The organism is Mesorhizobium sp. CC13, from assembly GCF_039907765.1.
GTDB lineage: Bacteria > Pseudomonadota > Alphaproteobacteria > Rhizobiales > Rhizobiaceae > Aminobacter.
Genome location: NZ_JARDJI010000039.1, coordinates 1 through 12,929 on the forward strand (window position 1 = coordinate 1; position 12,929 = coordinate 12,929).

Consider the following 12,929-nt stretch of genomic DNA (forward strand, 5'->3'; position numbering starts at 1 on the left):
CAGGTGACCTTGAACATCACCAGCCTGCCATGACCGCCCTCTCTCAGCGAATTTGCAGAACTCTCAGCACACTACCTACATGGTTGCGCTTTGCCGCTGGAATGGCCTCGCCAGAGTCTCCCTCCCCCTTGTGGGGAGGGGTTAGGGGTGGGGGTGCATCGCCGCACAAACAGACGAACATAAATATTGCTTAGCCTCTGCAGGGGAGGAGGATTCGAGGTCCCGGTCGTCGCGGCGCTACTGCCCCGGCCTCCCCGACTTGCCCGGCTTCCTCTTCGCCCGCGCGGCTTCGGCCGGGTCTTCGTAGGAGCCGGCACCGATCTTTGCGCGCTTGATCGGCTTGACGCCTTCGACCGGCTTTTCGGTGCGGCGGACCGTCATCTCGTCGAGGTCGTTCTTGCGGAACAGCGACTTGTTCTTTTCGCTCACGCTGTCGCCGCTGCGCGGCTCGCGCCCCAGGCGCGCGCCAGCAGGCGCGGCGGCCGGTCGGCCGCTCGGGCTGCGCCCGTCGTCGGGCACGCCGTAGTCGGAGCCGTGGGCCTCGGCTGCCGACTGTTTCTTGAACAGCGAGCGCGAGACGGCACCCGCCGGCGTCGCCATGTCGGTGCCAGGACCCATGTCGTCGATATGCGGCTTGCGGAACAGGTTGGGCCGCGCGGCCTTGGCTGCTTCCTCGGCGGCGCGGGCCTCGTCGAGCTTGCGGAAACGCTCCTGCTCCTCGGCGGTGCGATGCCTGGCGACGCCCTTGTTGTGCTTGCCCTTCTCACGGCCGGAGGCCGGACTCTGGCCCTCGACCTCGCGCGCCAGCGGGTCGTCGGAGATGGCGAGTTCCATCTCGCGCAGGCGCTTGATCTCGTCGCGGATGCGGGCGGCCTTCTCGAAGTCGAGGTCGGCGGCGGCATTGCGCATCTGCTTGTCGAGCGCGTCGAGATGGGCCTTGAGGTTGTTGCCGACCATGGCGCCGGCATCGTCGGTGAACTGCGAGATGTCGGCGCGGACGTGGTCCTTTTCGTAGACCGACTCGAGGATGTCGGCGATGCGCGACTTCACGCTCTCCGGCGTGATGCCGTTGGCCTGGTTCCACAACATCTGCTTCTCGCGGCGGCGGCTGGTCTCGGCCATGGCGCGTTCCATCGAGCCGGTGACCTGGTCGGCATAGAGGATGACCTTGCCGTCGACGTTTCGCGCGGCGCGGCCGATGGTCTGGATCAGCGACGTCTCGGAGCGCAAAAACCCTTCCTTGTCGGCGTCGAGGATGGCGACGAAACCGCATTCGGGAATGTCGAGGCCTTCGCGCAAAAGGTTGATGCCGACGAGCACGTCGAAGGCGCCGAGGCGCAGGTCGCGGAGAATCTCGATGCGCTCCAGCGTGTCGATGTCGGAGTGCATGTAGCGGACGCGCACGCCGTTCTCGTGCAGGTATTCGGTCAGGTCCTCGGCCATGCGCTTGGTCAGCACGGTGACCAGCGTCCTGTAGCCGGCAGCCGTCGTCGCGCGGATTTCGCCGACGACGTCGTCGACCTGGGTTTTCGCGGGGCGCACCTCGACCGGCGGATCGATCAGGCCGGTGGGGCGGATGACCTGCTCGGCGAAGACGCCGCCGGCTTCTTCCATTTCCCAGTTGCCCGGCGTCGCCGACACGGCGACGGAGAGCGGGCGCATGGCGTCCCACTCCTCGAAGCGCAGCGGCCGGTTGTCCATGCAGGAGGGCAGGCGGAAGCCGTATTCGGCCAGCGTCGCCTTACGACGGAAGTCACCCCGGTACATGCCCCCGATCTGCGGCACGGTGACGTGGCTTTCGTCGATGAAGACGAGCGCGTTGTCGGGGATGTACTCGAACAAGGTGGGCGGCGGATCGCCGGGGCGACGGCCGGTGAGATAGCGCGAATAGTTTTCGATGCCGGCGCAGGAGCCGGTGGCCTCGAGCATCTCGAGATCGAAGCGGGTGCGCTGCTCCAGGCGCTGGGCCTCGAGCAGGCGGCCAGCCTTTTCAAGCTCTTGCAGCCGATGCTGCAGCTCTTCCTTGATCGACTTGATGGCCTGATTCAGGGTCGGGCGCGGCGTCACGTAGTGCGAGTTGGCGTAGATCTTGACCGACTTGAGGTCGCCGGTCTTCTGGCCGGTCAGCGGGTCGAACTCGGTGATCTGCTCGATCTCGTCGCCGAACATCGAGATGCGCCAGGCCGAATCTTCCAAGTGGGCGGGGAAGATCTCTATGGTGTCGCCGCGCACGCGGAACGAGCCGCGGACGAAGTTGATGTCCTGGCGCTTGTATTGCTGGGCGACGAGGTCGGCGAGCAGCTGGCGCTGGTCGAGCCGGTCGCCGACCTGCATCTGGAAGGTCATCGCCGTGTAGGTCTCGACCGAACCGATACCGTAGATGCAGGAGACCGAGGCGACGATGATGACGTCGTCGCGCTCGAGCAGCGAGCGCGTGGCCGAGTGGCGCATGCGGTCGATCTGCTCGTTGATGGTCGATTCCTTCTCGATATAGGTGTCGGTGCGCGGAACGTAGGCCTCCGGCTGGTAGTAGTCGTAATAGGAGACGAAATACTCGACCGCGTTGTCGGGGAAGAACTTCTTGAACTCGGCGTAGAGCTGGGCCGCCAGCGTCTTGTTGGGCGCCAGGATCAGCGCCGGGCGCTGCGTTTCCTCGATCACCTTGGCCATGGTGAAGGTCTTGCCCGAGCCGGTGACGCCGAGCAGCACCTGGGTGCGTTCGGTCGAATTGACGCCCTCGACGAGGTCCTTGATGGCGGTCGGCTGGTCGCCGGCCGGCTCGAATTCCGACTGCATGACGATCTGGATGCCGCCTTCGGATTTTTCCGGCCGGGCCGGGCGGTGGGGCACCCAGATCTCGCCGTTCTTGTGCAGCGGGTTGCCGCTCTCGATCAGCGCCGAGAGCGCCGCCACCGTGGCGGTGACGCCGGAGTTGGACAGCGAGGCGGCGTCTTCCAGCGAAATGTCGAGGCCGGCGACCGGGTTGAGGCCGGCGGCCGCGCGTTCCTTGGCGGAGGCCGCGCCGCCCATCGAGGTGCCGCGCGCCGAGCGGGTGGGGGCGGCGGAGCGCTCGGGGACTTTCTTGGGCGATCTTGCGGCTTGCCCCTCATCCCCCTGCCGGGACCTTCTCCCCGCAGGCGGGGAGAAGGGGGCAGCGTCGGCGCGGGAGCTTCCTCCTTCTCCCCGTCCTTCACGGGGAGAAGGTCCGGCAGGGGATGAGGGGCTGCGCTCGGCTTCGCGCGCGATCTCCTCGGCCCAGTCCGAAATCGAGCCGGACATAGGCGTGCCTGACAACCCCGCTTGCGGGGCCTCGCCGAAGCCCGGGCGATGCAACGGTTCGGAGGCGTCGAGATAGGCGGTGACGCCATTGCCGCCGCGCTTGCTCGCGGCACGTCCAGAGGTCGCCGAAGGCGCATTCTTGTCGGGAGATTTGGCCATGACCGGAATATGGGCGGAGTTCGCCGAAATGGAAAGGGCGCGGCGCCGGAAAGCCGGCAGCCGCGCCGGCCGTCGGTCGGGTTCCTGACAACAGGTTGTCAGGAAGTGCTGCTCAACTCAGGGAGGGAAGGCTGGCGTTCGCCAAGATTGTGGTTACTGGCCTGATGTCATTATCCTCTATGCCTGCGTAACGGTACTGGATCGGGCGGGCCGGGCACCGCGTGCTGCTATGGCGATACCTGTTTTAGTGGCGGCTGATGAGTGCTACCTAGGCTGCGTCATTCTCGAACCGGTGCCAGGCGCGTGATTCCAAGGCGTTCGCCGCTCATCCATCTCCGGGCTGACGCGAGGGCTGCGTGAGGATCGCGCATCTCGTGTCGCATGCCGCGCTGAACGGCGTCGCGACGAGCTCGCGGTCGCTGATCCAGGCGCAGCTCGACGCCGGGCACCGGGTGCTGCTCGTGCATTCGCGCAGTTCCTGGATCGAACGCCAGGCCTTCACGGGACCCATCGACATGCTGGCGTCGGACTTCGCCACCACGCCGGCGGAGATCCGCCGCGTCGGCTATGCCATCCGGGACTGGGGCCATGAGGTGGTGCATGCGCATGGCAGCCGCGGCAACAAGCACGCCATGGTCTTCCGGTGCGTGGCCGGAACGCCGATCGTCATGACCGCGCATACCAGGCAGCCGCAATTGCCCTGGGCCTTCGCGCACGAGGTCATTGCGCCGAGCGCGCAGACGGCCGACTACTACCTGTCCCGCCTGCTGGTGCGGCGCAAGCACATGCATGTGGTGCCGCACATGTTCGACATCCGCAGCGTGGAGCCGGTCAGCCACCCGCTGCGGGCCGCTGCGCGCGCGAGCCTGGGGCTCAGGCCCGAGGCGTTCGTCGTCGGTTCGGTCGGGGACATCTGTCTACGCAAGAACCAGCTCGACATGGTGGCGGTGCTGGCAAGGCTCGTCGCGGCCGGCATCGACGCGGAGCTGCTGCTGATCGGTCCGTTCGCGGACTCGGCGCGGGAAGGACTGTGGGGTGCGGCGCTCGGCGATCCGCTGGTGGCCGGGCGGGTGCATCTGGTGGGCGAGCGAAACGACGCGGTCGCGCTGATGGGCGCCATGGATGCGTATCTGTGCACGTCCCGCATGGAGGAGGGGCCGATCGCCACGCTCGAGGCCATGGCTACCGAGCTGCCGGTGCTGACGACGGATGTCGGCTATTCGTCGGAACTGATCGTCGACGGCAGCGGCTATCTGTTCGGCCATAGCGACGTGGACGCCATGGCCAAGACGGCCGCCGCCCTGGCAGGGGATGCAGCATTGCGCAACGTGATCGGCGCAGCGGCGCGGCGGGCGGTGGCCCGGCTGGAGCCGCCGGCGACCGTGTCGCGGATCGAACAGATCTACCGGCTGGCGGCGGCACGGGCGCGGCAGAAACCTGCGCAAAAATGACAGCGGGCCGCTCGGGGCCAGCTTGCGGCAATGAATTGCTGCTACTGTGCGATTGTGCGGGACCCGCCCGTCCGTTCAGGACATGAGGTGCCCGATCGAATTGCCGGGCGCCGCGTGTCGAACTATCCGCTCTCCTACAAGATCTCCTGGCCGGCGCGCTTCCTGAAGCCCTCGGCGGCCGGCGACGCCTCCGGGTTCCTGCCAAGCGAAGGCACGCTCATGCCGACGCCGGCAAGATGCGTGCGGCTCGCCTTCGTCGGCGACATTTCGGCGGTGGCCAACCGGCGCGCGCCGGCCTGCGACGCGCAGCTCGCTGCGCTCTTGGCCTCGGCCGACCTGGTGGTCGGCAATTGCGAGAGCCCCGTGGTCGGCAAACCGAGCGCCAGGCTCGGCACGCGGCTCGGCACCCGCCACGCGATGACCGCCGAATTCCTGGCCGACGCGCTTGCGGCGACCGGCATCGCGCCCGCCCGGCTGGTCCTGTCTTTGGCCAACAACCACGTGCTCGACCAGGGGATCGAAGGCTACGACGAGACCCGCGCGGCCCTCGCCAGGCTCGGCATCGCGACGATCGGGACGGCGGCCGGGCTGCTTGCGGTGGCGGCCGGGCCGCTGCGGATCGGCCTTGCGGCCTATACGCAATGGCGCAACGCCGATGCCGCCGATTTCAGCGGCCGCGCGGTCATGGCCGACGCGTTCTTCGCCGCCCACCGCGGCGGCATCGAAGGGGCGGAGGGCGTCGACCTGGTCTGCGCGGTGCCGCACTGGGACTGGGAGTTCCGCCACTTCCCGCGCGCGGCGACGCGCGCCGAGGCGCGGCGGCTGGCGGATCTCGGCGTCGGGCTGGTGGCCGGTCACCATGCCCATGTGGCGCAGCCCCTGGAGCGGATCGGCGGGGCGCTGGTGGCCTACGGGCTCGGCGACTTCCTCGGCACGGCCTTTGCCCGCCAGCCCTGGCCGGGACGGATCGGGGCGGTCCTGACGGTCGAGGTGAGCGCCGATGCCGGGACGCGCGGGCAGGTCGCCGGCTGGAGCATGGTGCCGCTGTTTCGCGAGCGGGACGGCGACCGCGAGCGCCTGGTGCCGCTGGAGACCGTCGGCGGCCGCCTCGGCGCCAAGGCACGGGCGCGATGGGCCGGCCTGTTCGGCTGAGCGCGCTGCTTCGCATTTCGATTCCGGTCTTGCGGCCATCCCCTTGTTTGCGAACGATTCCCTGTGGCAGGGTCGCGGCGGCCGGCCATGCGAATGCGGCGGAGCGGGCCGCGACATTTGACGAAAAGCCGCTATCATCGGCGCCTGCCGGGGCGCACCGGCAATGGGGAGGGGTGAATGAGCGCAGCCGGTTTCATGCCCGACGAGGCGGTCATCGCGGGCATCAGAAGGGACATCGAGGCCTATGAGGCCGAGCGCAAGGCGGCCAGCCGGTCGGTGCGCTGGCGGGTGCCCGTCTATCTCGGCCTGCTGCTCGTTGCGGTCGTCGGCCTGGCGATGCTGCTCAATCTCGGCGCCGATCCATATGAGCTGTGGTTCTCGACGCTGCACATCTATCTCTACCTGGCCGGCTTTCTCGCGTCCTTCGCAGTGTACGTGCTGGCCTCGAGTGCCGGCGGCAACCTGCAGGGCTCGCTGCGCGAGAAGCTGTTGCCGATCGCCTTCGGCTTCGTCGACGATCTCAAGCTGCGCAAGGCCGTGGTTCCAGCGAGCTTCGCACGCTTGCCGCGCGAGACGATCGGCGACCATGACGGCAGCCAGTTCGACGACGTCATCTCGGGCAGCTATGACGGTTTTGCCTTCGAACTCTACGAGGCGGCGCTGTGGCGGCGCTCCGGCAAGGCCGATGCCGAGCTGTTCGACGGGGTCATCGTCGCCTTCGACATGGTCAAGCCGTTCGACGGCGTGCTGGTGGCGACGGTGAAGACGACCGCCTTGATGGGCTTCTTCCGGGAAATGTTCGGCGGCGGGCTGGAGGAGATCAAGTCGGGCTCGGCCGAGCTGGATGCGGCCTATGACTTCCGCACCGACAACGTCGCGGCTGGCCAGCCGGTCGTCTCGGGGCAGATGGTCCAGGCGCTGGGGTGGCTGAACGAGGTCTGGCCGGGCGCGCCGGCGCGCATCGCCATCAATGGCAGCGACGGCTTCCTGCTGCTGCCGGACAGGCGGGATTTCTTCGAACTGCCGCCGGCAACGGTGCCGCTCGACTACAAGACCCATATCGAGCCGATGATCGCCGATATCGCGACGATGCTGGCGACGGCCTCTCTGGTGCGCAAGATCGGCAGCTGAGACGCTGCGGCCCGGCTTCAGCCGTAGCGCAGCTTGAGGCCGACGATCGCCAGGATGAACACCAGCGTGATCGAGTTGGACAGGATCACCGGCAGCGAGCCGATGGCGACGCCGTAGACGATCCACAGCGAGATGCCGGTGGCCAGTGCCGCGTTGGTGCCGAGCGAGATGTCGCTGGTCTTGCGCTCCCGCAGGATCTTGAGGATCTGCGGCAGCCACGCAAGCGTGGTGAGGATGGCGGCAAGGGCGCCGACGATTTCGAACAACGGATTCAAGGCAGGGGTTCCAGGCGGCACGCAGCGTGCGGCGCGCACCTATGCCAGAATCACGGCTGCCTGTGAAGCGGCGGCGAGCGCCTGGACCAAGCGTTGGGATGTATCAGATCGTCGCGGGCCGGAGAGGATGATCTTGCACGAGGACTTGCCGCGGCAAGTTTTTCCGGTCCGTTCCGTGATCGACCGAAAGCAAATCGGGCGCCGCGATGGCCCGGAGGTGACGGGCCCATGACGGGCCCTAGCCCTTGCGCAACACGGGTCGGCGCCGCATCCGCGAGCTTCGAAGCGCTCCGAGCCGACCCGGCTGCGTTCGAATGTGGCAGAAATAAGCCTATGATAATGTTCGACAATTTCATTCAACGTGATTTGCGTTGCCGGGCCTCGACGGCCAGTTTCCATCTCGTCCGGCGGATATGGCGCCAAATGCCAGGTCCGCGAGGGCGAATACAGAACGGGAGTAAGATGACATGAAGAAGTTCCTTGCAACGACCGTCGCCTCGCTTGCCATCATGGGTGCGGCCTATGCCGCCGAAGTCGAGGGTACGGTCCAGTCGGTGGATCCGGCGACGCGCTCGATCACGCTGGAAGACGGCAAGACCTATGTCGTGCCCGAGAGCATTTCCGTGGAAGGCCTCGCGGCCGGCGCCAAGGTGAAGGTGACCGTGGACGACACCACCGGCGCCGTGACGGCGATCGACAAGGCGTCCTAAGGACCGGACCCATGCCCGCTCCGCCGGCCCTGCCATGCGCCGGGCGGAGCGGACCGCGCGACACCTTCCAAGATCTACGCACCTGTACAACTCGGCCGTCTCCTTGGAGGCGGCCGTTTTTTCTACCGACGATGACGTAATCGTCTTTATGCACGCCGAAGTTGCTCCCCTCCTCTTTTGGATTTTTGTCGAATCACGGTCTATGCTGACAGGTGGTGCGGAGGAGAATGATGGCGATCCATCGCAGGCGGCGGGGGATTTCGCGACGGCTGCTGCTCGGGGCTGTGGCCATGGGCGGGGCGGTCTACTGGACGGGTACCGCGCTGGCGCGGCTTGCCCGTGCTCCCACGGGTCCGAAGAGCCTGGGGCGCATTGCCGATGTCGACGGCATGGCGCTGGCGACGAAGCCGCTCGGCGCCACGCCCGCCTTCGATCCGGCATTGAAATGGCTCGCCAAGGGCGGCGAGATCAACGACGCCAGCGCGCTGTCGGCGACGCCGGTCTACGGCGTGGTCGAGGTGGCGAGCGAGGCCGACGTCGCCAATGCGCTGGCATTCGCGCGCGACAACGGCCTCAAGGTGTCGATGGCCGGGGTGCGGCACTCGATGGGCGGGCATGCCTTCGACGACAACGCGCTCGTGCTCGACATGCGCAAGTTCAACAAGGTGAGCGTCAACGAGATTTTGAAGACGATCACGGTCGAGCCGGGCGCCACCTGGCACGAGATCCAGAACCTGCTGCATCCGCGCTTTGCGGTGAAGGCGATGCAGTCGACCGACATCTTCACCGTCGGCGGCTCGATCTCGGTCAATGCCCACGGCATGGACCACCAGGCCGGCTCGGTGGCCGGCTCGATCCGCTCGCTGCGGGTGATGCTGGCGAACGGCGAGGTGGTGACCGCCTCGCGCGCCATGAACGAGGACCTGTTCCGCCATGTGGTGGGCGGCTACGGCCTGTTCGGCGTGGTGGTGTCGGCGGTGATCGAGATCGTCGACAACGCCATCTACCGGACCTCGCGCGAGATCGTCCGCGCCGAGCGTTTTCCACGTATGTTCGAGCGGCAGATGGAGCCTGACAAGGGGCTGGGGCTGTTCTACGGCCACCTGTCGACGTCGCCGCTGAACTTCCTCGAGGACATGATCGTCTACCGCTACGACAAGGCGGCGGACGCCGCGCCGGCCTCCCAGCCCGCGCTGGGCGAGCCGGAGGGCGTGGGGACCAAGCGGCTGGTGATGAACCTCGCCAAGCAGGGCGGCTTCTTCCAGTGGGCCAAATGGCTGGCCGAGAAGTATCTCGAGCCGCGGTCCGAGACCTGCACGGTGGCGCGCACGGCGGCGATGAGCGAAGGCGAGGCGTGCCTGGTGACGCGCAACAACCCGATGCACGATTCGGTGCCGTACCTGTTCAACGACCTGCAGGACGAGACCGACATCCTGCACGAGTATTTCGTGCCGCGCGGCGAGTTCAACCTGTTCCTGGCCGCGGCGCGCAGGATACTGGCTGCCCAGCCGCTCGCCCTGCTCAACGCCTCGGTGCGCGTGGTGCACGGCGAGGACGTGGCACTTCCCTATGCGACGGAGCCGGCCTTCGCGCTGGTGCTCTACGTCAACCAGAGCGCCGACGATGCGGGCAACCAGGCGATGCGCGGCCTGACCCGGGCGCTGATCGACCTGACGCTGCGCCACCGCGGCCGCTTCTTCCTGCCCTACCAGCTACACTACACCGGCCGGCAGCTGCTGGCGTCCTATCCGGAACTGCCGGACTTCCTCGCCCGCAAGCGCAGCTACGATCCGGACGAGCTGTTCACCTCGACCTTCTATCGCGCCATCAAGGCGATGGCCGCCGTCGACTGAGGGCGGAAGGGCTCAGTAGTCGTAGACGTGCTCGAGGCGGGCGCCGGAAGCCGCGAGCGCGGGCAGCACCGTGTCGAGCTTGCGCACGGCCACCACAAGGCCGGTGCGGCGGGCGGAAGGCACGGCCGGGAGCTGGTAGGCGAAGAGCTGGCGCGCGCCCTCGGGGGTGGCCAGCGCATCGCCGCTCAGCATCGTGACGAGGATCTCGTCGTTGCCGCCGATCTCGACGAAGCGCACGCCCTTGCCGACCAGGCGCGGGATCATGTCGGTGAAGACCTGGTAGCGGCGGGTGACGAAGACCGCGCCGTCGTCGCCGTAGTCCTTTTCCAGCCGCGTGTCGGGCTCGCCGGCGATCGCCTCGGCGACCGGCCCCCTGGCCCAGACATGGATGTCGAGCAGGGCGGGATCCGAGGTGGCGGAAAGGCCGGCCTTGATGAGGTCGGCATAGGCCTGCTTGACGGAGTAGGCGAGGCCGAAGGCGAACTTGCGCTCGGCCATGCGGACCGGATCGTCGCCCGGGCCGGCGGCAAGCGCCATCAGCCCGGCGCGCTTTTCGGCATAGGGGAATTCGTACCAGGGCACCTGGTCGAGGAAGGCCGCATACTCGCCGGCGGTGCGGGCGAGGTAGCGGTCGGCGGGGTTCGACGGTCCGCCGGTCATGTAGGTGATGCGGCCGATCGTGTTCTCGTAGGCCCACTGGAGGATATGCTCGATCGTGTGGCTGGTGCCGATGACGGCGAGCATCTGGTGGTTGGCGAAGTTGAACGGGTATTCGTCGGAGGCGCGGATGACGGTGGCATAGTCCTGCCAGAAGCGACCGACATAGGCCCAGTAGGGGAAGTCGCCCGGATTGCCGCGGTCGACGAAGCCGGCGTATTCGCGCGCCGCATAGACGATCGCCCATTCGGGATAGGTGAGGAAGGTCGACTCCTCGGGCCGCTGGTAGCCCGCGATCTCGGTACGAACCTGGGCGGCAAGTGCCGCAGGCGGGGCGCCTTCGGCGATCCCGGGCAGGGGCTTGCCGTCGACGGCATCGGTGGTGAGGAAGCCGTAGGCGAGGCCGATGACCGGGATTGGCAGAATCAGAACAACGACAAGGACGACCGCCTTGACGATCCGCTTGAGGAGGCGGAGCAGGAGCATCGTGCCGGCTCAGGCCGAAGCGAGGGGCGCGCGCACGCGCCGCGACAGCCAGAAGCCGACGAAGACGGCGAAGCCGCCGATCGCCAGGTGCGGCGCATTGGCGAAGAAGCGGGTCGCCAGGTCGATGTCGTCGAAGGAGCGGAAGCCGTTGATGAAGATGCCGCCGTCGAGGTAGCCGGAGCCGGTGACCAGGCCGAGCACGCCGTCGAACAGGTAGACCGCGCCGAAGAGCTTGAAATAGAGCACCGACTGGCGGTGCGACACGAAGGCGGCGACCAGCGCCCAGACGCCGGAGAAGGCATGCAGCAGGTCGTCGTACCATTGCAGCGAGAACAGGCTGAACAGGTTGCCCTCGGCGTCGTTGAAGGCCGGCACGTAGCCGACCGCGACGACGACGAAAAACAGCGCCGCGTAGGCGACGGCCAGCTTCTGGATCAGCGACATGTACCCGTTCCCCATATTGTGGCGCGATACTAGCCGATTCCCGGGCGAGGTGAACGGGTGGGGAAAGTCGGCCGGGCTATGCGCTCGCCTCTTGCGCATTTCCTTCGACGGCCAACAATGTGGGGCATCGGCTGCCGGGGAGGGTTTTGGTTCGTGAAGCTAGGGGTGGTCAGGAATCCGGTGGCTGGCGGCGGGCGTCTGGGCGCCCACTGGGCGGAGGTGGCGGCAGCCCTTTCCGACCGCTTCGACGACGTCGAATTCCGCGAGACCGGGGAGCCGGGCGACGGTGCGGTGCTGGCGCGCGACCTGGTGGCGCTCGGCTGCGAGGTCGTCGTGGCGGCCGGCGGCGACGGCACGATCAGCGAGGTCGCCGACGGCATCCTGCAGATGCAGGCCGAAACCGGCAGGAGTGCGGTGCTGGGCGTGCTGCCCTGCGGCACCGGGCTCGACTTCGCGCGCGGGCTGGGCATTCCGGTCGACGCCAAGTCGGCCGTCGACCGCATCGCCGACGGCTTCGACAGGGTGATCGACGCGGGGCGCATCTCCTTCGTCGAGGATCACGGCCGCCTGGCCAGCCGGCATTTCGTCAACATCGCCAGCCTCGGCATGTCGGGGGCGACGGTGCGGGCGGTCAACAACGACCGCCGCAGGGGCAGGGTGTCGGCCAAGGCGCTGTTCTTCTGGCGCACGGTGACGGAGTTCCTGCGCTACCGTTTCCAGGACGTGCGCATCACCATCGACGACGGTGCGCCGGTCGAGGCCAAGGTGGCGCTGGTGGCGGTGGCGAACGAACGGTTCTTCGGCGGCGGCATGATGATCGCGCCCGATGCCGTGCCCGACGACGGGCTGTTCGACATCGTCATCCTGCGGGCGGCGAGCAAGCTGCAGCTCATCTTCGACATCCGCCTGCTCTATGGCGGGCGCCACCGCAACCATCCGGCGATCACCATCCTGCGCGGCCGCAAGGTGACGGTGGAGCCGCTGGGCGACCCGCTGGCGAATGCGGCACTCGTCGATATCGACGGCGAATCGCCGGGGCATATCCCGGCGACCTACGAGATGGTACCCAGGGCGCTGACGGTGAGGTGCTGAGCGAAGCGGTTCGGAGGTTGAGTCCGGAAGGCGGCACAAGGGGCTGATTTTGCTGGGGAGTGCGGGTCTGCGCCGCTCTCGTCTTGATGGATCGCGATCCTTCCCACCCCCTCTGCCCTGCCGGGCCCACAAGGGGGGAGATTGGCAGCTTCGTCCGCCGTTCGGGGGGGGGGGGGGGGGGGGGGGGGGGGGGGGGGGGGGGGGGGGGGGGGGGGGGGGGGGGGGGGGGGGGGGGGGGGG

Annotated in this window: 10 protein-coding genes; 6 read left to right on the plus strand and 4 right to left on the minus strand. The window is 67.7% G+C overall.

Going from position 1 to position 12,929, the window contains the following annotated elements; genetic code table 11:
* Nucleotides 1-237: 237 nt before the first annotated feature.
* Nucleotides 238-3,438 (minus strand): excinuclease ABC subunit UvrB, encoded by a 3,201-nt coding sequence (uvrB, locus tag PV773_RS24770; protein ID WP_347968930.1) that lies wholly within the window; start codon nucleotides 3,436-3,438, stop codon nucleotides 238-240.
* 356 nt (nucleotides 3,439-3,794) lie between these two features.
* Between uvrB and PV773_RS24775 the strand changes: the two genes are divergently transcribed.
* The 3 genes from PV773_RS24775 to PV773_RS24785 all read left to right on the plus strand — a co-directional run bounded on the left by PV773_RS24775 (nucleotide 3,795) and on the right by PV773_RS24785 (nucleotide 7,172).
* Nucleotides 3,795-4,889 carry a glycosyltransferase family 4 protein gene (locus PV773_RS24775; protein WP_347968931.1) on the plus strand — a complete coding sequence of 365 codons (1,095 nt, stop codon included), beginning with the start codon at nucleotides 3,795-3,797 and terminating at the stop codon, nucleotides 4,887-4,889.
* A 114-nt stretch (nucleotides 4,890-5,003) separates the two neighbouring features.
* Nucleotides 5,004-6,041, plus strand: coding sequence for a CapA family protein (locus tag PV773_RS24780; protein ID WP_347968937.1), 1,038 nt, complete (start codon nucleotides 5,004-5,006; stop codon nucleotides 6,039-6,041).
* A gap of 177 nt (nucleotides 6,042-6,218) precedes the next feature.
* Nucleotides 6,219-7,172, plus strand: a complete 954-nt coding sequence (locus tag PV773_RS24785; RefSeq protein ID WP_347968932.1) for a hypothetical protein — start codon at nucleotides 6,219-6,221, stop codon at nucleotides 7,170-7,172.
* A 17-nt stretch (nucleotides 7,173-7,189) separates the two neighbouring features.
* Here PV773_RS24785 and PV773_RS24790 read toward each other — a convergent pair whose 3' ends face one another.
* Nucleotides 7,190-7,447, minus strand: a complete 258-nt coding sequence (locus PV773_RS24790; RefSeq protein WP_340038269.1) for a SemiSWEET transporter — start codon at nucleotides 7,445-7,447, stop codon at nucleotides 7,190-7,192.
* A gap of 467 nt (nucleotides 7,448-7,914) precedes the next feature.
* On the opposite strand from PV773_RS24790, the gene PV773_RS24795 reads away from it, so the two are divergent.
* Nucleotides 7,915-8,157, plus strand: a complete 243-nt coding sequence (locus PV773_RS24795) for a DUF1344 domain-containing protein (RefSeq protein WP_340038268.1) — start codon at nucleotides 7,915-7,917, stop codon at nucleotides 8,155-8,157.
* A gap of 230 nt (nucleotides 8,158-8,387) precedes the next feature.
* Nucleotides 8,388-10,010, plus strand: a complete 1,623-nt coding sequence (locus PV773_RS24800; protein ID WP_347968933.1) for an FAD-binding oxidoreductase — start codon at nucleotides 8,388-8,390, stop codon at nucleotides 10,008-10,010.
* A gap of 12 nt (nucleotides 10,011-10,022) precedes the next feature.
* On the opposite strand, the gene PV773_RS24805 is transcribed toward PV773_RS24800, so the two are convergent.
* Nucleotides 10,023-11,153: a hypothetical protein gene (locus PV773_RS24805; protein ID WP_347968934.1), complete on the minus strand. Its 1,131-nt coding sequence runs from the start codon at nucleotides 11,151-11,153 to the stop codon at nucleotides 10,023-10,025.
* 9 nt (nucleotides 11,154-11,162) lie between these two features.
* Nucleotides 11,163-11,597: a DUF4383 domain-containing protein gene (locus tag PV773_RS24810; RefSeq protein WP_347968935.1), complete on the minus strand. Its 435-nt coding sequence runs from the start codon at nucleotides 11,595-11,597 to the stop codon at nucleotides 11,163-11,165.
* Between the two features lie 153 nt (nucleotides 11,598-11,750).
* On the opposite strand from PV773_RS24810, the gene PV773_RS24815 reads away from it, so the two are divergent.
* A complete protein-coding gene (locus PV773_RS24815) occupies nucleotides 11,751-12,689 on the plus strand; it encodes a diacylglycerol kinase family protein (RefSeq protein ID WP_347968936.1) in 939 nt (312 codons plus the stop codon).
* The last annotated feature ends 240 nt before the right edge of the window (nucleotides 12,690-12,929 follow it).

Coding starts and splice junctions, on each gene's coding strand:
- uvrB (WP_347968930.1), bottom strand. CDS start 3,438: ATGGCCAAATCTCCCGACAAGAATGCGCCTTCGGCGACCTCTGGACGT.
- PV773_RS24785 (WP_347968932.1), top strand. CDS start 6,219: ATGAGCGCAGCCGGTTTCATGCCCGACGAGGCGGTCATCGCGGGCATC.
- PV773_RS24795 (WP_340038268.1), top strand. CDS start 7,915: ATGAAGAAGTTCCTTGCAACGACCGTCGCCTCGCTTGCCATCATGGGT.
- PV773_RS24800 (WP_347968933.1), top strand. CDS start 8,388: ATGGCGATCCATCGCAGGCGGCGGGGGATTTCGCGACGGCTGCTGCTC.
- PV773_RS24805 (WP_347968934.1), bottom strand. CDS start 11,153: ATGCTCCTGCTCCGCCTCCTCAAGCGGATCGTCAAGGCGGTCGTCCTT.
- PV773_RS24810 (WP_347968935.1), bottom strand. CDS start 11,597: ATGTCGCTGATCCAGAAGCTGGCCGTCGCCTACGCGGCGCTGTTTTTC.